The organism is Lacimicrobium sp. SS2-24 (assembly GCF_002201535.1).
Classification (GTDB): domain Bacteria; phylum Pseudomonadota; class Gammaproteobacteria; order Enterobacterales; family Alteromonadaceae; genus Lacimicrobium.
This window is the reverse complement of the sequence record NZ_NIWW01000002.1, coordinates 486,595-507,303: the sequence shown is the minus strand read 5'-3', so window position 1 is coordinate 507,303 and position 20,709 is coordinate 486,595. Positions and strand designations below refer to the sequence as shown.

Sequence of the window (20,709 nt, the reverse complement as noted above, 5' to 3'; positions counted from 1 at the left end):
TCACTTATCAGCTGAAGCTGAGCGCCCCTGCATTTACAAATCAATAACAACTATGTTCCATCATAAGATAGCCGTTGCGCCTTTACTATCATAAATTACGACGGGAAGCCCCATCGCCACAGACCTGTGGTGATCCGAAACGCGCCTTTATCGCTACTAAGTTGCATATAAAAGTTATCTGCCATACTACATGGTTGAGATACACTCGCTGGCCTTTGCAACAGCAGCAGCGTTTATCCGGTCTGGTCATGATGATCGGGCTGAGACCCGATACGATTACCTATGTCTGAAGGAAGAAAAACAATGAGCATGATCAAAACAGCACTTAGCGGGGTGGCTGCTGCGCTATTGTCTGCCGCCACGGTTGCACCTGTTGCAGCGGAGCAACCGGTGCAGGCCAATGACTTTATCAAGCTGTTTGAACAGCTTTCTGGAAAGCAGCCCGGGGTGCGTAAAGCTCATGCCAGAGGCTTATGCGCATCAGGCAGTTTTGTGCCAAACCCCAGCGAATACTTCATTGATGCGCCGCTTCTGACCCAGGGAGAATTGCCGGTGACCATGCGCTTTTCCATTGGCGGCGGTAACCCGGCGGCTGATGAACGGGCGCCCGGCACCCGTGGCATGGGCATGCAGATCACCCTGGCCGATGGCAGCCGCCACATTTTTACCGGTAATAACTTCCCGGTATTTGCCGGTAAAGATCCACAGACCTTCTTCGGCCTGATATCCACCTTTTTACCTGACGAGCAGGGTCAGCGCGATCCAAAGCGCACCATGGAATATGCCGAAAAGCATCCCAGCGTGAAAGCCAACCTGGCCTGGCAGCAAAGCGCAGGAACCGCAGCGTCCTATGCCAACACGGCGTTTTTCGGTTTGCACACCTTCTTCTACAACAAAGACGATGCAGAGCAGACCAAATTCCGCTGGAAACTGATACCGGAACTGGGCGAGAAAACCCTCTCAGAGGAGGAAACACAGAACATGGATGCAGACTTTCTGGCCGATAGAATGAAGCGTCAGCTGGCTGAGGGAGAGGTGAGCTTTCGCTTAGTGGCGGCCATCGGGCAGCCCGGGGATAGCAACACCGATCCGTCTGTTCAGTGGCCAGAGGACCGCGAGCAGGTGGAGCTGGGTCGCGTACAACTGAGTGGCGCTGGTGGCGAGCAGTGCACGCCGATCAACTTTGATCCCAACGTGCTCTCCGCCGGGTTCAAACCCAGTGACGATCCGGTGCTGCGCATGCGCTCAGCCGCTTATGCCATCTCCTTTGGTAAGCGCCTCAGCGGTCAGTGAGCCAGGCTCACTGGCCCCGCGGCGGTACAGGCCTCGAGCAAGGCCTCGATGGCCAGTGCAGAAGACAGCACCAGTTCCTGTTTCCTGACTCTGGCCAGATGCCAGAGCTGTAGACGCAGATTCTGTCGTTGTGCACTCAGTGTCTGCTTGCCACATTGCTGGCTAATCAGCGTTGACACATCCAGCAGCTGCTTAAGGTCAGTGATCACAGGCCTGAGCTCGGCCAGTTTCGGGCTTGAAGCCACAATGTGTTGCAACTCAGGTAGCGCGTGCTGCCATTTTGTCAGAATTGCATCGATATCCTTCATCCGCTGGGGGTCTTGCGGCAATGCGGCAATAGCCTGATTCAGCTTCACCAGTGTCAGGCTCTCGGCGGGTAAAAAATCCACGAAGCGGTCCAGTGGCGCATGCTGATGATATTCGCCTGCCTGATATTTAAGGTGATGACGGGTGTAATACTGCGCCTGTTCAACGGCTTCACTGAACACCATGAGGGGGTGAGGGTCCGCTGATTCACCCACAAGACTGGCAAAGCCTCGTTGCTGTTGCTCGACATGCCGCAAACTCACCTGATGCTGCGCATAGTGGTGCATCCGCGCCAGACGCTGATACATAAACCGCGAATCATTAACACTGGCCGGCGACCAGAGCCGCTCAGCTATGGCAAACACGCGCGGCCATAATCTCAGATCCAGATTATGCGGCGCCACCAGCTCAGACCAGAGTGTGGCTTCCGCGCCAAGAATATTCTCACGCGCCTTGTCTGAGAGCCGTTTTGCGGTTTCTTGCTGCGCCGCAGTCTGAGCGGCCTCGCTGGCAATACGGCGACCACTGAGAGCATAGGGGCTGTTGCCAATCAACACCCGCCCTGTGAGCTTTTGCGGATTAGTAAGATTGACCTCAAAGCGCGTGGGCCCCATCCAGGTATCCAGCTCAAAGCGGGTCAGATCTGCTATCTGTTGTGCCTGTCTGAAAGGACGGGATGCCTGATTGTTAAGGCGAATATACCCCACAATATTGCCTTTTTTTTCTGTCACACTGAATTCACCGGTTACCGCACTGCCTTTTAAACGAGGCAGGGTAAATTGCCATGTCTGCCAGGGGCCATCGGCCACAGGCAGCGCGGGAGGCTGTGCTAGCGGGTCGTTGCGGTAGTGATAGGCTGTGGGCTGGGGCTGGTCGATATAAAACCCGGTGGAGAGCAGTCCCTGATAACCACGATTGGCTATCTGCCAGAGCGAATCCAGTCCCCGCCAGGACTGCACCAGGATACTGCGGGGCAAATCAGGATGAAAAATTTCATCCCAGCCCATCATGCGTTTATCAAAGCTGCTCAGGATCTGCTCCAGTTTACGATTAAAATGGGCATGCAGCGATTGCGTGTCAGACAACTGATGCCGGGCCATGTACGCCTGAATACGCTCACTTTGTTGCCAGTGTAAGGGGTTAACCTCATCACCACCGATATGCAAAAACGGATCGGGAAACAGGGCAGCAAACTCCTCTGTCAGGGCCCGGATAAAGGCGTAAACCTCAGGTTTTGAAGGGTCAAGAAGCGGCTCAAACACGCCCCAATGGCGCTGCATCGTGTAGGGACCCGGCGCACTCATCAGTTCAGGGTAGGCCACGGCAATCGCCGAGGCATGGCCGGGCAAGTCGAGCTCGGGGACAACCCGGATACCTCTTAGCGCGGCAAATTCCACTAAGGATGTGATTTGCTCCTGGGTGTAATACTGACCATCTGAGGCCAGCTGATGCAGCTTCGGATGCGTCTTAGATTCCACCCGCCAGCCCTGATCATCGGTAAGATGCCAGTGCAGTACGTTGAGTTTGGCGGCGGCCATGCCCTCTATCTGACGTTTAATGTCGTCTACAGGAATAAAGTGGCGAACGCTGTCGATCAAAAGCCCCCGCCAGGGAAACCGGGGCTGGTCTGCGATCATCATGGCTGGCAGCGTATCGCCGTAAACATCAAAAAGTTGTAGTAAGGTCTGCATCCCATGCAATACCCCTGACTCAGTGACAGCATCAAGCTCAATACCCTGCTCCGTGATACGCAGCTGATATGACTCATCCTGATTCAGTTGCGGAATCAGGCTGTCGGCAGCTTTTTGGGCACGAAATACCACCTGCACCGGTTGATTCGTCGCGGCTATCCGCTTCTGATCACGCAGATTACCCAGCGCCTGTGCTACCTGAGCGCGGATATAATGGGCACGGGGCGCGCTGATGTTGTCAGTTGTCACGGTTGTCTCAGCACCAATGCGCAACGCCCCTTCTTTGAAGGTAAGGCTGGCCGGATAGGGCATAATGGGAGGCCGCTGATCGCCCGGCAAGGTCTCAGCCGCCAGAGAGGTGAATGGCACCAGTAGCACCATCAGCGTCAATAATGTGGTCAGTGTTCTGGGCTGCATCTCAGTTCTCCAATTCCGTGGCATCAATAAGGTCCTGCATCTGCTCTTTTAAAATAATGGCGCCGGCAAACTGAATGACCCGGGCTGCCAGCCTATGTCCGGCCTTCGCCGCTTCTGTTACCGGCGCACCCGACAGCCAGGCAGATAAAAAGCCGGCCGCAAAGGCATCACCGGCAGCACAGGTATCCACAACCTTTGGCACTTTGTGTGCAGGTACCTCGATAACCTTGTCATGCCAGACTACCGTTGCACCGGCGCTACCGCGCTTAATCACAACGCTGCTAATACCGGCCCCCCGACACCGGGCGAGGATGCTGTCCGGCGCCGATGCCTGATAAATTGCCTGTTCATCCACATCGGTCAGTAAGGCCAGGTGAGTGAGCGACATAAAACGTGTATACCAGTACCTTGCATCGTCGTGCTGCCATAGCTGAGGGCGGTAATTGTTATCGAAAATCAATTTGCCTCCGGCCTTGCAAAAGCCCGAGACGGAGTGCCACAGACGCTCTTTATGGGCATGGGGTAAAATGGCAAGACTGATGCCACTTAAGTACAGGTAGTCCCACTCCACTTGCGCCAACGATTGCTCCATGGGCGTAGAGTGACGGTCGAAATAGTGCCTCACCGCGCTGTCTTCACGCCAATATTGAAATTGCCGCTCACCCCGCGCATCGGTATGAACCTGATAGCGTCCCGGCCGCTTATCTTTGAATCTGCACACTAATCGGGTATCCAGGCCCTCAGACTTCCAACACCGAAGTAAGTAGTCACTTTCTGAATCGTCTCCGATTGCAGTGGCATACCCCACCTGAAAGTCTTTAGCGTTGAGCAAGCGGGATAAATACAGGGCAGTGTTCAGCGTGTCACCGCCGAAGCCTTCCCCCCGTGCGGATATCTCCAGCATGCACTCGCCGAAAAACAGGATTCGTTTCATGATTCGCGACTCCCCGGGCGCGCAGGCAGGACCACTTGTGGTTGTGCGTGTTCCATTTTCTCCCGCTCCTCAGCGAGTCGTAGCAGGGCCTGGGCCGGCGCGACAGGGCAACGGGGCGTGAGCAGACTGACAACGACACCGGCAAGCAGGGACATCAGTAAGGAGGGGATCACCGGATTCCCGAACAGAGCTGTCCACGACTCAGAGAAGCTCACAGCAAGGGCAGTGAGCGAGCCGGTAATCAACGAAGCCAGTGCCCCTTGCCAGTTATAACGGGGCCATAAACGCCCGAGTAAACCACAGATACACATACCCGACATCAGCACGGAAATCATGCGGGTGATATACGTAATGATGTCATTGGAGGTCAGGGCAAACCCCAGCGCAATGCCAATGGTCAGCACCAATGCCATTCGGGACAACCATACAACCTGATGGGCCTGGGGCATGTTGCCCGATACCAGGGCATAGAGATCTCTTAACACCACGCTGACTGCGGCAATCGCATCTGAGCTGGCACTGGAAAGGGTGGCGGAGATCCCCGCAATGATAATCAACAAACCCAGCCCTATTGGCAGCACATTCAGCGCCATATGAGGAAACGCAAAGGAAGCATTATCCAGTTCACCAGCACTGGCATAAGCAGCCATACCGATAACCGCCGGGATCACGGAAAAGCCTAGGTACAATAGCCCTGAAAAGACGAAGGAGCGACGAATTGAACGCACATTGCTGCCCGAATAGATGCGCTGGCGAAATGAGGGCGTGGCGAGAATACCCACCAGTATCGCCAAAGACAGGGATACGGCGGGCAACAGACCGAGCTTATCAACGGCCAGCCAGCTGATATTATCCAGAGGCTGGGCAGTGATCATCGCATCCCACCCACCTATAGCCGTTAATGAATACACCGCCATTAACATAAAACCGGCAAAGAGAATCAAGGCTTGTATGGAGTCCGTCCAGACCACGGCTGTATAACCGCCAATCACTACATAAATGGTGAAACTGGCAGCCAGCAACACTTTTGCCCACTGCATGTCCATGCCCGTCAGCCACGCCAGGTACATTCCGCCACCTATAATATGCGCGCCCAGCCAGCCGATGCAGGCAACAAAAATAATCACCGCAATCAGGTTTTTGATTAATGGATGGGCACCGACATAGTACGCCAGCTCCTCACTCATGGTCATAAAGCGCAAATTACGCACCGGTGCAAAAATCCACGCCAGTAACAAAATACCGATGGCGCCCCCCAGACCATACAAGGTGCCACCCCAGCCATTTTCATAGGCAAATCCCACCGCTCCCATGGAGGAGCCTGTGCCCACCATGGTGGCCACAGTAGTGCCCATTGTCAGCAGCAAGGGTAACTGACGTCCGCCCAGGAGAAAGTCCTCACCGGAACGATTACGGCGCGATACAAACCAGCCCACACCTATCATTGCCAGCATGTAGAGCACAAAAGCGAGGATAAAAGTGTAATGCATCAGTGCCTCCTGAGACCGACTACCACGGCGTCTTATTGCGCCTTATAACAGGTCACGTCCACCTCGACTTTGCAATCCACCACCAGGTCTGCCACCGCACAAATCCGTGCCGGTGGATGGGCGCCAAACACCTCTTTAAACACCTTGTTGAAAGAGCTGAAATAACGGGCATCGGTGAGGATGACTTTGACATGTGCCACATGTTCCAGGCCATATCCTGCCTCCTGCATAATGTTCAGGCAGTTCTCAATGGCCAGACGGGATTGCTCAATAATGCCACCTTCTACTACCTCGCCATCACGCATCGGCGTTTGCCCGGATATCAGCAACCAGCCTCCGGCTTCCACGGCTCGGGCGAAGGGTAAATGCTGTCCGCCTGTGCCTGTCCCGCCATCAATACCAAAACGTTTAATGCTCATGATCCTTTACCTGTTAGTTACATTGCCAGAGATAAACTGCCCGGCACCCGTGCCCGACAGAACGAAGTCTTTTTTCTGCGCCTGATAAGTCAGCTGGCCATTCACCCAAACACCATGAATGCCTGCGCTGCGCTGCTGGGGTTCGCTGAAGGTGGCCTTGTCAGCCACCTCGTCAGGACTGAACAAAACCAGATCGGCCTGGTACCCGGGGCGAATATACCCCCGTCTTGGCAAGCAGAACTCACTGGCTGACAGCGCTGTCATTTTATGGATCGCTAATGGCAGGGAAAGCAGCCCGGTGTCCCTCACATAATGTCCCAGTACTCTTGGGAAACTGCCCCAGAGTCGCGGATGGGGACTGGGATCACAGGGCAGTCCGTCGGACCCCACCATGCTGCCCGCAAAGCCCAGAAAGTGGCGCACATCCTCTTCATGCATACCATGATAAACGGCCCCGGCGGGTTGTAGCTGACGGGCAGCCTGTTGCAGTGGCATCTGCCAGATGCGGGCAATCTGTTTGAGGGTTTTTCCGGCCATAGCCGGATAAGGTTCAGACCAGGTAATATCAATATCAAAATCGCCGGTCACCTGCTTCAGATCTAAGGTGCTGGAACTGGCACTATAGGGATAACAATCACAGCCAATGGCTTGCCTGGTCTGGGCTTGCCTGAGGTAGCTGAGCACTTCCGGCGCCCGCCCCCAGTTGGCTTTGCCTGCACACTTAAGATGAGAAATAATCACTTTCACGGCCTGCTTTCGCCCCAGTGTGAAAGCTTCATCCAGTGCACCGAGAATGCCGTCAAATTCACTGCGCAAGTGGGTGGTATAAATACCCTGATAGGGCTTGAGTACCGATGCCAACGCCTCAACCTCATCGGGGCTGGCGGCATGCGCACTGTGATAGGCCAGCCCAGTGCTCAGACCCAGCGCTCCTTCCTGCAATGCCCCGCTTAACAGCGCTTGCATAGCCGCCAGCTCCTGATCACTGGCACTTCTGTCAAGGTTGTCCATCACCTGTGCGCGCAGCGCAGTATGCCCGACCAACGCCGCCACATTAACATTGGGCTGCGCCTTGTTGACCGCCTGAATATAATCTTTGAAGCGTGGAAACCGGAATTCTTCTGCCTCACCGAGCAAATTGAGCGGGTCCGGTATCGCGTTATTGAGATGCACCGGTGCGGCGCTGATTCCGCAGTTACCCACAATCACCGTGGTCACACCCTGACTGATCTTGTTGAGCATGCCGGGATTGCGTATCACTTCGAGATCATCGTGGGTATGTACATCAATAAACCCGGGGGCCAGTGCCAGGCCGCCCGCGTCAATCACATGTCTGGCCTGATGCTGCCCCGGTTGCGTCAGGGTGAGGATTTTATCGCCTTTAATCAGCACATCCTGTTTCACCGGCGCAGCCAGGCTGCCATCGTAAACCAGGGCGTCTCGAATGATGCTGTCCGGGGTCAGACTCGACACATCAGTCTCCTAAAGGCAGGCGTTCTGAGCCTTTTCTGTGTTCATCCAGATGATGTTTCAGCCGACGCAGCTTTTCTCTGGATTTACGTTGATTTATCACCGCCACTTCACCGGCAATCATGTCAATGGCGGCGAGCATCACGTAACGGGAGGCGCTGGGATTAAAGATATACTCCGCTTCCTGGGTTTTAATCGGCAGATGCAAATCGGCAATGTCCGCCAGCGGCCCCTGCGGACAAATGGCAATCAGATGAGCGCCATATTCTTTGGCAATCTCTGCAGCGGCCTTCACATCGGGACTGACACCGCTGAGTGACAGACACACAATGACATCCTCTTTATTGACCGTGGCAGCAGCCATGCGCATCAGCATAGGGTCGCTATGGGCATTGCTCTTCACTTCAAGGCGAAACAAACGATTTTGTGTTTCCTGGGCCATAAAGGTACTACCACCGCCAACCCCAAAAATCAGCACGTGTCCGGCCTGTGTCAGCAGCTGTCCGGCACGCTGAATCGCCTCATCGTTAATCAGCCCTGCATTCAGATCTAAAATGTCATGAATCGCCTGGTATACCGGCGGGATCTCCTGTCGGTTTACCGGCTTGTCGGCAATAAAGCGCTCGCCCACCGCCGCGGATTGCGCCAACAGCATTTTGAGTTCGCGTACATTTTTGCATTCCAGTGCCTGAGCCAGCCGGGTAATGCTGGCATGACTGACACCGGCTTTGTCAGCCAACTCATTGATAGAGGCTCTGGCAGCATCATTAATATGTTCAAGAAGATAACGGGCGACCTTTTGCTCAGCCGGCCGCAAGTGCGCAAGCTGGTTGTGAATGCGCGTTACAATGTCCATTTAGCAGACCCCTGTCTCATCAAAATTCAGTTCTAATCAGTTGCTGAACACAGAGTTCATCATCAACCACGGCAATAGTTTTCCATTTATCCATGGTCAGACAAGGATGTGAAGTAGAAAATCCGATGATATCCCCCACCCTAAGCTCGCCCGACGCCCCTGTTTGCAGCATGGCATGCTGATCCATGATCTTAATTAGCTGCCAATCCGGTGGCACGGGCTGTCGGTGTTGCTGCCCAGGCCGGGCCAGCCACTGTGGAGTAGGTAAGCCCGCATCAAAGGCCACATCCCGCTTACCCAGCCCAATAATCGCCATGCCAGGCTCGGGCACGGACTGCACATAGGCACAGACGTGCAAACTATTCATCAGATCACCACCAAGACTACAGGCCAGTGGGCTGCGCGCCATCACCCCGGCCTGCGCCTGCTCGTAAATACCGGTATCGTGAATCAGATAGCAGCCCGGTCGTATCACGACCTGCATCGACGGGGGAAGGCTCGGCCCATCGAGGACTTCCGCGACAATATCGTACCAGGCAGAGCCCGCGCCGCTAATGCTGATGGTGCCGGGAGCAAAGCGCCCCTGGTAATAGAGTTCCAGCGCCAGCTCCCGCATCTGGCGGACAAAATCAGCTATCCTGGCTGCGGCGTCGTCACCACCGATCACACCTTCATAAAATGCCAGCCCACGCAACGATAGCCCCTGCAGACGCTGAATCCGGGCGCTCAGCGATATTGCCTGCTGCTCTGTGCGCACACCACAGCGCCCGCCCGGCACACCCATTTCCAGTAATACGTTGAGACTTAAACCCTGCGCTGAAAAAAAGTCGCTCAGGGCGCGGGCATTATCCGGGGAATCAACAAAACAGTAGTATTCCAGCCCCTGATTCAGGCACTGAGCAATGCGCTGCATGTTGGCTTTGCCCACCAGTTGGTTGGCCATCAGAATACGTTTAACCCCTGCCTCGGCAGCCGCACAAACCTGGGGTGCCGTGGCCAGACTAATAGCCCACGCACCGGCGTCCAGCATACGGGCAAAAAGCTCAGGAGCCATGCTGGTTTTGCCATGGGGGGCCAGCCTTACGCCACTGGCCCGGGCGTAACGGGCCATCCAGTCGAGGTTGTTGTTCAGGGCCGTCTCATGCAGCGTTGCGATCGGCAGACTGACGTCCTCGTCGAGGATACGCCAGCCACTGTTTCCCGGCGGCTGACTGCCTGTCCCCTTAAGGGCTCTCATATCTGCTGCGGTCATTTTGGGATATCTCTCATGGCGTTTGTCCGACGTGGATAGTGACACGGCCAACCACTTCCTATGTAGTGGTCAACCACAGTGTTACTTAATAACTATTTATTAATTTTTATGTGTTATTTATACACATTACTGAGGCCGGCTGCCGGTGTCAAGGCACCTTACCCTGCTGGTTAGCAGAAATTGATCTCACCCTATCAGCGCACAGTGACAAGGGCGCATCAGATAGGGTGTAAACTACTGTCTGAGGGTAAAGGCACGCCCGGGATAGGGGCTCTGGAAGGTTTCAATGGCGCCGCGCTTTTGCAGGGTCACAAAGACCTGACGGCCATCTTCGCCGCCAAAAGCCAGGTTCGTGGGATACTGGCCTTTAAGGCGATATTCTCTGACTTTCTCACCATCGGGTGAAAGCACCACAATCCGTCCGGCACCATAGCGGGCAATATAAAGATTACCCTGACTGTCGCTGCGCATGCCATCGAGGCCATGCGTTTTAAACTGATAAAACAGGGTTTTATCAGTGGGTCTTCCGTTTTCATCCAGCCTGTAGCGCCATACCCGCCGTTGCACTGACTCGTTAACGAACAGATACATCTCATCGGCACTGACTTCGATACCATTGGTGGTACCCATTGCTGATTCCACCAGCGTGGTGGTGCCATCGGTGTCGATCATCCACAGTTGACCGCTGTCTGAAGACCAGTCGGGATCGCTGGCATAGACCATATCTGTTGCACTGATGGCCAGATCATTAGGCTGATGCATAGCGGGTTCATGGGCATAGACACTCAGCTCACGATCTGCCATATCCACTGACCATATGCGGTGGTTCACGTAATCCGCTATCAACATACGTCCATGACGGTCAAAACGGATACCGTTTCCCACCGAGTCATTGGGCAGAATCACGAAACCATCAACCTGATTGTTACAGCTTACCCTGCCAACGGTGCCCTGCTCGGCAAAGTTGACCGCGTAAAGTCGGCCATCGTGCCCCACGGCGGGCCCTTCTATACCCTGAGTAAACGTGCCATCGTCTACCCAGTCATGGCTATCCCGCTCAGCAGAGAAGGTGGATGTCACCGGCAACAGATACAACAAGCCCACAAGGAATAAGGCGAGAGTCATTGGCGTGGCAGCGAAAAAGCGTTTCATGTGAGAACCCGGAAGCGTTGAGTGACTCGCATTATTCTCGGCAAAACGGATAAAAACAAGCAGCAGGGTCAGCAGAAATCAATAGAAAGCAGCCAGGAAAAAAATCTATCTCTTTGTTTTAAGTAACTCATTTGCACGTTACTGAATAACATGTTTATTTTCTAAATATGTTATATACAAACAACCAGACTTCTGGCAGACCCTGTTACCAGGATAAATAACAGGGTCGGAAGAGCGTGAATAACCCGCTATACGTTCTGCCCGGCTACCCAGCCGCTGCTCCAGGCCCATTGAAAGTTATAGCCACCGAGCCAGCCGGTGACATCCATCACTTCACCGATAAAGTACAATCCCGGCACTTTTTTCGACTCCATGGTTTTCGAGGAAAGCTCATCGGTGTCCACGCCGCCCAGCGTCACTTCGGCGGTGCGATAGCCTTCTGTGCCATTGGGTTTTAACTGCCACTGCTCAAAGGCCTCTGCCACTTGCTGTAGTTGCTTGCCCTGATATTGCTTCATCGGTTTGTTGGTGAGTTCGAAGTATTCCAGTGCCACCTGCACAAAACGCTTCGGGTAGCGCCGGCCAAGCACGGTGCTGAGCTGCGCATCTGGATGGGTATTCGCTTCATTTTGCAGCCAGGCGTGCAGATCCTCGCCAGGGCTGAGATTAAAGGTCACCACGTCACCCGGGAGCCAGTAGTTAGAGATCTGCAATACAGAAGGTCCCGACAGGCCGCGGTGGGTAAACAAAATATTTTCGTGGAAATGGGTATGCTGACATTGCGCCGTGGCATCCAGCGAAATGCCGCTTAATTCGGCCAACACCTGTTTATCCTGTTCATGCAGGGTAAAAGGCACCAGACCGGCCCGTGTTGGCAGCACCTTCAGACCAAATTGCTCGGCAATTTTATAGCCAAAGGGGCTGGCTCCGAGCTTCGGAATAGACAGTCCCCCGGTGGCGATAACCAGCGACTGACAAGACAAAGCCCCAAGGCGGGTTGCCAGTGTAAAGCCGCTGTCGGTTTTGCTGACCTGTTCCACCTCAACAGGGTGGCGGAGTTGTACCCCGGCTTTATCGCATTCGCTGAGCAACATTTTCAGAATGGCTTTGGCGGAATCATTGCAAAACAGCTGGCCCAAGGTTTTTTCGTGGTACTCAATGCCATAGTCGGCCACCAGTGCAATAAAGTCCCACTGGGTATAACGACTCAGTGCTGACTTACAAAAATGAGGATTCTGGCTGAGGTAATTTTCCGGTGCCGCGTACATGTTGGTGAAGTTACAGCGCCCGCCCCCTGACATCAGGATCTTTCCGCCGATGCGCTTGGCATGATCCAGCACCAGCACAGACCGGCCTCTTTTAGCCGCCTGCGCCGCGCAGAACAGGCCTGCGGCGCCTGCACCCAGAACAATTACATCGTAGTCAGCCAAACCGGGCGCTCCCAATAAGCAAAACGCGGATTATACCAACTCATGCTGACAATTGCCCTACTGTGCAATGGTTGACGCGGTGGCACCGCGAATGGCTTTTTGTTGCAGAGGCTGACTACCCTGGTATTAATCATCCACATGCAATTTCCATTGGCAGATTATCCAACGCGCACTAATATCACTGATGATTCACACAACAAGGATATATCATGATAAAACCTCTCAACCTCGCATTAACCGCTGCGTTGGCGGCAACACTCTCACTGCCGGTTGCTGCCGATATTCAGCAGGATCTGCAAAATATCTGCACCATCGTCAAGAACAACGATAAGTCAGAGCTGCGCAAGAAAATGCGGGATGTGCGTCAGGACTACAACCTGAAACTGGGTGATTACTATGCCGGCATCACCTGCGACAACATGAGCCTTATTCGACACGCCATGTCAAATGGTGCGGTGGATACCGGCGAATACCTGATAAAATCCATGACCCGCAGCGAATTATCAGAACCCGAGGCAGACGGGCAGACGCTGGAAAAATGGGCAGAGGCCAATGGTCACCTTAAGTCGCCCATCGGTATCGCCCTGGTGGACAGACTCAACACCAACTAAACAAACAAAAAAGCCTCTGCCCCGAAACCGGGGCAGAGGCTATCTTGATTTTCCTGTAAGTATTGTCTACCTCAGGAAAGCTGCTCCAGCATGGTCTGAGCGTCGCTGACGTCAAACTTGCCGGGCTCTTCGAGATTAACCTTCTCGACTTTACCATCCACCACCAGCATCGAATAGCGTTTGGAGCGGATACCGCCGAATGCACCGGTGTCCATGTCCATACCCAGTGCTTTGGCGAAGCTGGCATCACCATCGGCCAGCATCAGTAGCTCATCGGCGTTCTGGTCTTTTTTCCACGCTTCCATTACAAAAGCATCACTGACTGCGGTACAGATAATGGTATCGACACCCTGCGCTTTGAGCTTATCTGCCAGGGTGACATAACCCGGAACGTGGGCTTCAGAACAGGTCGGCGTGAAAGGGCCGGGGACAGCGAAAAGCACCACTTTCTTACCGGAAAACAGATCTGCCGTGGTGGCTTCTTTACTTTCTCCCTTTTCACGCAATGAAAAGGTCATATCGGGTAGAGATTGTCCTGCTTGTATCATAGTGCATCTCCTTTTTTGCCAAATGCATTGGCTTATATGAGCCAAAAATTTAATGGATCAAATAAATATCAAAACGGTTGGCTCGGCCCGTCATTTCTATATGGGGCTTCATTTCATTAAGCCAAGGGGCACCGGCAGGACGTTTTACCACCACCCGTTTTTGCGCCAGCTGCAATGCCGGTTGCAGCAAGGCATCAGCATCTTCGTCCGGTCCCAGTAACTGCTGGAACAATCGCATTTCTTTTTTTACTAATGCTGATTTTTTGCGGTGGGGGAACATGGGGTCCAGATAGACCACTTCCGGTGCCTGCCCTTGCCAATCCGCCATGGTGCTGACCGCGGAGGTGTTCAGTAGCCTCACTCGCTGAGGCAACCAGTTACAAAGCTCTGGATCTGTTGCGGCTCTGTTGAGCCCGTCTTCAAGCAGGGCGGCCACCACAGCAGAGCGCTCCAGCAGGGTCAGATGACATCCCAGGCTGGCCAGTACAAAGGCGTCTCTGCCCAGCCCTGCCGTGGCATCAAGCACCGAGGGGCGCTTTGCCCCCTTGATACCGACCGCTTTCGCCACCGCTTCGGATTTACCACCACCATGATGGCGGCGCCAGTTCATGGCCCCGGCAGCAAAGTCGACCCGCACCACCCCCATTTTCGTATCATCGAGGGTCTTTAGTGCCAGCCCGTTTTCATCCAGCCACAATACCAGCCCCTGCGCCGAGTCTGCCTCAGCAATCGGTAACTGCCAGGTTTTGGCCACACGCTGTGCCTGCGCCACAAAACGCTCAGAGGCGGGCAATACAGGAACAATGGTCATCAGGCGTGTCCGTAACTTTCACGATGGGCCAGCCACCGGTTGATTAAAGCCTGTGCTTTGTCAGGGTGTTCCTGCCATAGCCGGGTGGCCAGTTGCTGAACCTGAGGAATCAGGTGCGCATCTCTGACCAGGTCGGCGATCTTCAGCTCCGCCAAGCCGGTTTGCCGGGTGCCGAGCAGCTCGCCCGGCCCTCTGATTTCAAGGTCTCGCTGGGCAATCATAAAACCATCATTGCTTTGTCTGAGTACCGCCAGACGTTGAGTCGCCGTTTTTGACAAGGGCGACTGATACATCAGCACGCAATGACTCTCTACTGAGCCTCGTCCCACCCTGCCGCGCAGCTGATGTAACTGCGCCAGACCCAGGCGTTCAGGGTTTTCAATAATCATCAGACTGGCATTGGGCACATCCACCCCCACCTCAATCACGGTGGTCGCCACCAGCAAATCCAGTTCAGCATCGCTGAAAGCCTGCATCACCTGCTGTTTTTCAGCGGCTTTTAAGCGCCCATGCACCAGGCCCACCCGCAAATCCGGTAATGCCATGGCCAGCGCCTGAGCGGTATCTTCGGCAGCCTGACACTCAAGTACTTCCGACTCTTCAATCAGGGTACACACCCAATACACTTGTCGGCCTTGCTGTTTGCAGGCTTCATGCACTCTGGCGACCACTTCATCGCGACGGCTCTCTGGGATCGCCACCGTTTTTACCGGGGTCCGACCGGGCGGCAATTCATCGATGATGGAGGTGTCCAGATCGGCATAGGCGGTCATCGCCAGGGTGCGCGGTATGGGGGTGGCGGTCATGATCAACTGATGGGGAAAGAGTCCCTGCTGCTGTCCTTTTTCACGCAACGCCAGGCGTTGATGCACACCAAAACGGTGTTGTTCGTCAATAATCACCAATGCCAGATGATCAAAGCTCACACTGTGCTGAAAAATAGCATGAGTGCCCACCAGCATCTGAATCTCTCCGCTGGCCAGACGCGCCAGTAACGCTTCACGGGCTTTACCTTTGAGTTTACCTGCCAGCCATCCCACCTCAATGTTGAGCGGTGTCAGCCACTGCCGAAAATTATTGGCATGCTGTTCGGCCAGTAGCTCTGTTGGCGCCATCAGGGCGACCTGATAACCGGCACCGATGGCGGTCAGGGCCGCCAGTGCTGCCACCAGGGTTTTCCCGGAGCCTACATCGCCCTGTACCAGTCTCATCATCGGTCGGGTATGTGACAGATCCTCGGCAATTTCTGCACTGACACGCTGCTGGGCGCTTGTGGGGGCAAAAGGCAACGAACGCAAAAAGCGTTCACATAAGTCCTGATCGGCGTTGAGCGCCATGCTCAACTGCTGGTCACTATTGTGACGCACTTTGAGCACGCTGAGGTGATGGGCCAGCAACTCCTCAACAATCAGACGCTGCTGCGCCGGATGCTCGCCTTTCTCCAGCAACGCCAGGCTTTCATCCGCCGCGGGGCGATGTACTGTAAACAGCGCATTCCTGAGGCTGATTTGCTGGTCATACATTCCGGCTGGTAACAGCTCTGCCAGCCCCCCTTTACCCAGTAACGCCAGCGCCTGTTCACTCAGCTTGCGCAAACTGATTTGCTTAAGGCCTTCGGTGGTGGGGTAAATAGGCGTATAGGATTCTTCTGTGATGGAGGCGTCATCAGGCTGCTGCAAGCGGTATTCCGGATGCATCATTTCCAGGCCATACTTGCCGCGACGCACCTCTCCGAAACAACGCACTGTGGTACCGGGCTCCAGTGCATTTTTTTGTGCCGCGCTAAAATGAAAAAAGCGCAGGGTGATACTGCCGCTGCCATCACTGAGACGCACAATCAGCATGCGCTTGCGGCCAAACTGAATATCACTGGACATGACCTTACCCTCGATACTCACATGCACGTGTGGCATCAGGTCGGCAATGGGGTAAATACGGGTACGATCTTCATAGCGGATAGGCAGGTGAAAGAGCAGGTCCTGCACCGTCACCAACCCCAGCTTTTGCAGCTTTTCGGCAACTTTGCTGCCAACGCCTTTAAGTTCCGTCAGCTTCAGATATGAGAGTGACTGCATCCATGATTATTTTAAGGCCAGTTTGGCTGCATGATACACCAACTCTGGATCAACACGTACCTTGTAATCGGGGTTCACATACTGGAACTGAATCAGGCCGCTTTGATCAACGACATAAACGGCAGGTGCCGGTAACACAATGCGGTCATCTCCCGGCAGGCTGGCAAAAACCTCTCCCATGGCGTTGCGATAACGTTTTGCGCTGCTGTCATCAAGAAAAAAGCCAATGCCAAAGCCACGAGTGGCATGCAACGCATGGTCGGAGAGCACCTGTGCCTTATAATCCGTGTCGAATTTCTGCGACTGAAGGCGGGCCACCGAATCGGTGGAAATCGTCAGAATCTGGTAGCCAAGATCCGTGATCTTCTTCTCTACAGCGCGAAAATCCGCTAACTGAGCATTACAATAGGGACACCAGCCACCGCGGTAAAAAAGAATTACGGCAGGCTTTTCACTTACCAACTCACGCAGATTAACGTCACTGCCATCGGCACGTTTGACACTGGCATTGGGAATACGCTGGCCATTCATCAGTGGGGTGACCAGCTCGGCACTGTCTGCCACCTGGGTGCGGTCCAGCGCCTGCGCAGGAAAACTGAGAAGTGAGATCAAAAAGAGAAGAGTGGCGAAGGTATATCGGATAGGCATAGCGGACTCCGGTTGCAGATTAAAAGGTTAACATTGCGCCCCAGAGGACCCGAATCGAATCAATTTACTTTCATGCTGCTGGCATGATTTTCGCGCATCCTTTGCCACCAGCTTTGCGGCGCGCTAATCTGCCCCTGCTCATCAATCTGGGGATAATCGAGCCCTTTAATGCGACACAGGGTTTTCAGTCTCGGATAGCCGCCCTCAAAAAGGATCCGCTGACACTCCTGTTCATCTAATCTGGGCACCTTATACAAGCCCGCCTGCTGTCTCTGGCGCTGGGCTTCATACAGGATCAACGCCCCTGCCACCGAGACATTCAGCGATTGCACCATGCCTTGCATCGGGATCACGATATGCTGATCGGCGGCCTGACGGGCCTCTTCAGTAGCCCCGTACTTTTCCTGTCCGAAGAGAATTGCAGTCGGGCGACAATAATCAATCTGGCGAAAGTCGACGGCACTGTCGGACAAATGAGTTACCAGAATTTGCATTTTCTGACGCTTAAAGGTGTCGATGGCGCTCTGGGTAGTGTGATGCGTGTGCAGCTTTAGCCAGTTCTGGCTGCCCACTGAGGTGCCGCTACGGATCTCATGCCGGGTATTCCAGATCACATGAAGGTGATGAGCACCCACCGCATCACAGTTGCGCATCATTGCCGCAACATTATGAGGCTTATGCACTTTTTCCAGACACACCGCCAAATCCGGCTGGCGCAGTGCCAGCATCTGTCGGATCCGGTGGTAGCGTTCAGGTGTCATGGGCTCGCGATTACTCAGGCAGCTCCATGATGCCGTCGATTTCTATCTGCGCACCTTTGGGCAGTTCTTTCACACCGATCGCGGCACGAGCCGGATAGGGCTGTTTGAAATATTGCTTCATCATGTCGTTAACCGCTGCGAAATTACCTAAATCGGTAAGGAAAATGTTCACTTTGGTCAAATCGTTGGGGCTGCCGCCAGCGGCTTCACATACGGCTTTAACGTTCTCAAACACCTGCCGAGCCTGCTCGTTGAAATCCTCTGAGACCATTTCCATGCTCTCTGGTACCAGCGGGATCTGACCGGACAAGTAAACCGTGGTGCCGGATTTAACAGCCTGGCTGTAGGGACCAATAGCGGCAGGGGCCCTGTCAGTATGAATAACGGACTTAGACATAACACTTTTCCTCAGGAATTTTGTTTCGATTGGCTGTGACGAGAAACTTTCTGTACCTCCGCCATCGCGCGTATCTTGCGCATCACGCCGGCTAAATGTACGCGATTGGTAGTCGTAAGTTCCAAATCAATGTAATAAATATTGCTCTCTTTTTCTTCGGTCTGCAGGCTGATGATATCAGAATCTGCTGTGGCAATAGCATTGGTCAGCTTCGCCAGTGTGCCCTGATGGTTAATCAGTTCCACCCTCACCGAAGCCTTAAACTCACCCTGAACATGGCTTTCCCAATTCATGGGCAGGACCCGGTGGGGCTCTTCCTTTGCCAGCTTACGGATATTACGACATCCATTCTGGTGAATCACCATGCCTTTACCCGGACTGAGAATGGCGATAATAGTATCTCCGGGGATAGGATGGCAACAGCGACCATAGCTGACCAATAAGCCCTCCGTGCCCTTAATGGCGACACGGGCGCTGCTGTCGTCAATGATCTTGGGCTCCTGATTCCCCAACAACCGGCGAGCCACAATGGCGCTGAGTTCGTTACCCAGACCAATGTCAGCAAGCAATGCAGAGAAGTTTTCGTGTTTGGTTTCCTTGACCACCCTGTCGATATCGGCCTCGGCAATGTCCTCGAGCTTAGTGGTGCCCAGGGCATGACGCAGTAGCCTGTTACCCATATTGATCGCTTCTTCCGAGCGCTGTTTTTTCAGGTACTGGCGAATATAGGAGCGGGCCTTGGCACTGACCACAAAGTTCAGCCAGCTGGCATTGGGTTTGGCTCTGGGAGAGGTGATAATCTCCACCGACTGGCCATTTTCCAGCGGCCGGTTAAGGGAATAATTGCGCCGGTCGACGCGTACGCCAACGCAGGAATTACCGATGTCAGAGTGCACCGCGTAGGCAAAATCCACTGCGGTGGCCCCCATGGGCAGTTCGATGATGCGACCATCTGGTGTAAACACATAAATTTCTTCAGGAAACAGATCGGTCTTAACGTTCTCAATAAACTCCACCGATGAACTGGCACTGTGCTGCAATTCCAGCAGGGATTGCATCCACTTACGGGCTCTGACCTGCGCGGTTGTACCGCGGGTTTCATTCTGCTCTTTATACATCCAGTGAGCGGCGACACCCTTATCGGCCATCTGCTCCATTTCCATGGTGCGGATCTGAATTTCCACCGGAATACCGTGTGGGCCCACCAGCGAGGTGTGGAGTGACTGATAGCCGTTGGTACGCGGAATAGCAATATAGTCTTTAAAACGCCCCTCTATGGGTTTGTACAGGCCATGCATGGCACCCAGCGCGCGGTAGCAACTGTCTACGCCATCCACAATCAGCCTGAATGCATAAATGTCCATAACCTCATTGAACATCAGCTCTTTGTTCTTCATCTTGCGATAGATGGAATAGAGGTGTTTCTCGCGCCCCAGCACCTGGGCATCAATGGCACATTCGTTCAGGCGTAGTTCAATTTCCTGACGGGTGTTCTCGATGATCTCTTTGCGATTGCCCCGCGCCTGACGTACCGCACTGCCCAGCGCCCGGTAACGCATGGGGTACATCGCCTGAAAACCCAGATCTTCGAGTTCGTTTTTAATGTCGTGAATCCCCAGACGATGGGCAATGGGGGCATAAATTTCCAAGGTTTCACGGGCAATACGGCGGCGTTTATCAGGACGCAATGCACCCAGCGTGCGCATGTTATGGGTGCGATCGGCAAGTTTGACCAGAATCACGCGAATATCCTGAGTCATGGCCATCATCATCTTGCGGAAGTTTTCAGCCTGGGCTTCTTTTTTACTGCGAAACTGGATCTTGTCGAGCTTGCTGACACCTTCAACCAGATCGGCCACTGACTGGCCGAATGCATCGATCAATTGTTCTTTGGAAACCGGCGTGTCTTCTATGGTGTCATGCAGCAACGCCGACATCAGCGTCTCGTAATCCAGGTGCATATCGGCAAGAATACCGGCCACTGCCACCGGGTGCGTGATATAGGGGTCCCCACTGGAGCGCATCTGGCCGTCATGGGCATCACGGGCCAACACAAAAGCACGCTGAATATCTGCAACCTGTTGTGGTGGCAGATAATCGCTGACTTTTTGTTTCAGGCCTTCAAACAGATACACGTTGGACTTTGCT

18 protein-coding genes are annotated in these 20,709 nt (G+C 54.0%); 2 read left to right on the top strand and 16 right to left on the bottom strand.

Annotation, left to right across the window (positions count from 1 at the left end; all coding sequences use genetic code 11):
- Window positions 1–303: 303 nt before the first annotated feature.
- The gene (locus CCY32_RS06050; RefSeq protein WP_246840539.1) at window positions 304–1,293 is read left to right on the top strand and encodes a catalase family peroxidase; all 990 of its coding nucleotides are present in this window, start codon (window positions 304–306) and stop codon (window positions 1,291–1,293) included.
- On the opposite strand, the gene CCY32_RS06045 is transcribed toward CCY32_RS06050, so the two are convergent.
- The 9 genes from CCY32_RS06045 to CCY32_RS06005 all read right to left on the bottom strand — a co-directional run bounded on the left by CCY32_RS06045 (window position 1,287) and on the right by CCY32_RS06005 (window position 12,710).
- Entirely contained in the window at window positions 1,287–3,707 is a 2,421-nt protein-coding gene (locus CCY32_RS06045) for a beta-N-acetylhexosaminidase (protein ID WP_168171437.1), read from the bottom strand. The genes CCY32_RS06050 and CCY32_RS06045 overlap by 7 nt on opposite strands.
- Before the next feature lies 1 nt (window position 3,708).
- Entirely contained in the window at window positions 3,709–4,641 is a 933-nt protein-coding gene (locus CCY32_RS06040) for a sugar kinase (protein WP_088329679.1), read from the bottom strand.
- On the bottom strand, window positions 4,638–6,131 hold the full coding sequence (locus tag CCY32_RS06035; RefSeq protein ID WP_088329678.1) for a sodium:solute symporter family protein: 1,494 nt from the start codon (window positions 6,129–6,131) through the stop codon (window positions 4,638–4,640). Before CCY32_RS06035 ends, CCY32_RS06040 begins: the two co-directional genes overlap by 4 nt.
- 32 nt (window positions 6,132–6,163) lie before the next feature.
- Window positions 6,164–6,550: a RidA family protein gene (locus CCY32_RS06030; protein ID WP_088329677.1), complete on the bottom strand. Its 387-nt coding sequence runs from the start codon at window positions 6,548–6,550 to the stop codon at window positions 6,164–6,166.
- A 6-nt stretch (window positions 6,551–6,556) separates the two neighbouring features.
- Complete coding sequence (locus tag CCY32_RS06025; RefSeq protein WP_210401687.1) at window positions 6,557–8,023, bottom strand: D-aminoacylase; 1,467 nt, start codon at window positions 8,021–8,023, stop codon at window positions 6,557–6,559.
- Window position 8,024: 1 nt separating this feature from the next.
- Entirely contained in the window at window positions 8,025–8,876 is an 852-nt protein-coding gene (locus CCY32_RS06020; protein ID WP_088329676.1) for a MurR/RpiR family transcriptional regulator, read from the bottom strand.
- A gap of 19 nt (window positions 8,877–8,895) precedes the next feature.
- Window positions 8,896–10,113 carry an amino acid deaminase gene (locus tag CCY32_RS06015; RefSeq protein WP_088329721.1) on the bottom strand — a complete coding sequence of 406 codons (1,218 nt, stop codon included), beginning with the start codon at window positions 10,111–10,113 and terminating at the stop codon, window positions 8,896–8,898.
- A gap of 249 nt (window positions 10,114–10,362) precedes the next feature.
- Complete coding sequence (locus tag CCY32_RS06010) at window positions 10,363–11,280, bottom strand: SMP-30/gluconolactonase/LRE family protein (RefSeq protein WP_246840538.1); 918 nt, start codon at window positions 11,278–11,280, stop codon at window positions 10,363–10,365.
- A 248-nt stretch (window positions 11,281–11,528) separates the two neighbouring features.
- Window positions 11,529–12,710: an NAD(P)/FAD-dependent oxidoreductase gene (locus CCY32_RS06005; protein WP_088329719.1), complete on the bottom strand. Its 1,182-nt coding sequence runs from the start codon at window positions 12,708–12,710 to the stop codon at window positions 11,529–11,531.
- A 209-nt stretch (window positions 12,711–12,919) separates the two neighbouring features.
- On the opposite strand from CCY32_RS06005, the gene CCY32_RS06000 reads away from it, so the two are divergent.
- Window positions 12,920–13,321 carry a DUF3718 domain-containing protein gene (locus CCY32_RS06000; RefSeq protein WP_088329675.1) on the top strand — a complete coding sequence of 134 codons (402 nt, stop codon included), beginning with the start codon at window positions 12,920–12,922 and terminating at the stop codon, window positions 13,319–13,321.
- Window positions 13,322–13,392: 71 nt separating this feature from the next.
- Here CCY32_RS06000 and CCY32_RS05995 read toward each other — a convergent pair whose 3' ends face one another.
- The 7 genes from CCY32_RS05995 to spoT are packed head-to-tail and all read right to left on the bottom strand — an operon-like array spanning window position 13,393 to window position 20,696.
- Window positions 13,393–13,869, bottom strand: coding sequence for a peroxiredoxin (locus CCY32_RS05995; protein ID WP_088329674.1), 477 nt, complete (start codon window positions 13,867–13,869; stop codon window positions 13,393–13,395).
- Window positions 13,870–13,918: 49 nt separating this feature from the next.
- Window positions 13,919–14,680 carry a class I SAM-dependent methyltransferase gene (locus tag CCY32_RS05990; protein ID WP_088329673.1) on the bottom strand — a complete coding sequence of 254 codons (762 nt, stop codon included), beginning with the start codon at window positions 14,678–14,680 and terminating at the stop codon, window positions 13,919–13,921.
- Window positions 14,680–16,755, bottom strand: coding sequence for an ATP-dependent DNA helicase RecG (gene recG / locus CCY32_RS05985; RefSeq protein WP_088329672.1), 2,076 nt, complete (start codon window positions 16,753–16,755; stop codon window positions 14,680–14,682). The genes CCY32_RS05990 and recG overlap by 1 nt, the downstream gene beginning before the upstream one ends.
- Before the next feature lie 6 nt (window positions 16,756–16,761).
- Window positions 16,762–17,403, bottom strand: coding sequence for a peroxiredoxin-like family protein (locus CCY32_RS05980; protein ID WP_088329671.1), 642 nt, complete (start codon window positions 17,401–17,403; stop codon window positions 16,762–16,764).
- A 59-nt stretch (window positions 17,404–17,462) separates the two neighbouring features.
- Window positions 17,463–18,164, bottom strand: coding sequence for a tRNA (guanosine(18)-2'-O)-methyltransferase TrmH (gene trmH / locus CCY32_RS05975; RefSeq protein ID WP_088329670.1), 702 nt, complete (start codon window positions 18,162–18,164; stop codon window positions 17,463–17,465).
- Between the two features lie 10 nt (window positions 18,165–18,174).
- Window positions 18,175–18,561, bottom strand: a complete 387-nt coding sequence (locus tag CCY32_RS05970) for a RidA family protein (RefSeq protein ID WP_088329669.1) — start codon at window positions 18,559–18,561, stop codon at window positions 18,175–18,177.
- 11 nt (window positions 18,562–18,572) lie between these two features.
- Window positions 18,573–20,696 (bottom strand): bifunctional GTP diphosphokinase/guanosine-3',5'-bis pyrophosphate 3'-pyrophosphohydrolase, encoded by a 2,124-nt coding sequence (gene spoT / locus CCY32_RS05965; RefSeq protein ID WP_088329668.1) that lies wholly within the window; start codon window positions 20,694–20,696, stop codon window positions 18,573–18,575.
- Window positions 20,697–20,709: the final 13 nt, after the last annotated feature.

Excerpts from the sequence above, each read along its gene's own strand:
- CCY32_RS06050 (WP_246840539.1), top strand. The coding sequence starts at position 304 with ATGAGCATGATCAAAACAGCACTTAGCGGGGTGGCTGCTGCGCTATTG.
- CCY32_RS06045 (WP_168171437.1), bottom strand. The coding sequence starts at position 3,707 with ATGCAGCCCAGAACACTGACCACATTATTGACGCTGATGGTGCTACTG.
- CCY32_RS06040 (WP_088329679.1), bottom strand. The coding sequence starts at position 4,641 with ATGAAACGAATCCTGTTTTTCGGCGAGTGCATGCTGGAGATATCCGCA.
- CCY32_RS06035 (WP_088329678.1), bottom strand. The coding sequence starts at position 6,131 with ATGCATTACACTTTTATCCTCGCTTTTGTGCTCTACATGCTGGCAATG.
- CCY32_RS06030 (WP_088329677.1), bottom strand. The coding sequence starts at position 6,550 with ATGAGCATTAAACGTTTTGGTATTGATGGCGGGACAGGCACAGGCGGA.
- CCY32_RS06020 (WP_088329676.1), bottom strand. The coding sequence starts at position 8,876 with ATGGACATTGTAACGCGCATTCACAACCAGCTTGCGCACTTGCGGCCG.
- CCY32_RS06015 (WP_088329721.1), bottom strand. The coding sequence starts at position 10,113 with ATGAGAGCCCTTAAGGGGACAGGCAGTCAGCCGCCGGGAAACAGTGGC.
- CCY32_RS06010 (WP_246840538.1), bottom strand. The coding sequence starts at position 11,280 with ATGAAACGCTTTTTCGCTGCCACGCCAATGACTCTCGCCTTATTCCTT.
- CCY32_RS06000 (WP_088329675.1), top strand. The coding sequence starts at position 12,920 with ATGATAAAACCTCTCAACCTCGCATTAACCGCTGCGTTGGCGGCAACA.
- CCY32_RS05995 (WP_088329674.1), bottom strand. The coding sequence starts at position 13,869 with ATGATACAAGCAGGACAATCTCTACCCGATATGACCTTTTCATTGCGT.
- CCY32_RS05990 (WP_088329673.1), bottom strand. The coding sequence starts at position 14,680 with ATGACCATTGTTCCTGTATTGCCCGCCTCTGAGCGTTTTGTGGCGCAG.
- recG (WP_088329672.1), bottom strand. The coding sequence starts at position 16,755 with ATGCAGTCACTCTCATATCTGAAGCTGACGGAACTTAAAGGCGTTGGC.
- CCY32_RS05980 (WP_088329671.1), bottom strand. The coding sequence starts at position 17,403 with ATGCCTATCCGATATACCTTCGCCACTCTTCTCTTTTTGATCTCACTT.
- trmH (WP_088329670.1), bottom strand. The coding sequence starts at position 18,164 with ATGACACCTGAACGCTACCACCGGATCCGACAGATGCTGGCACTGCGC.
- CCY32_RS05970 (WP_088329669.1), bottom strand. The coding sequence starts at position 18,561 with ATGTCTAAGTCCGTTATTCATACTGACAGGGCCCCTGCCGCTATTGGT.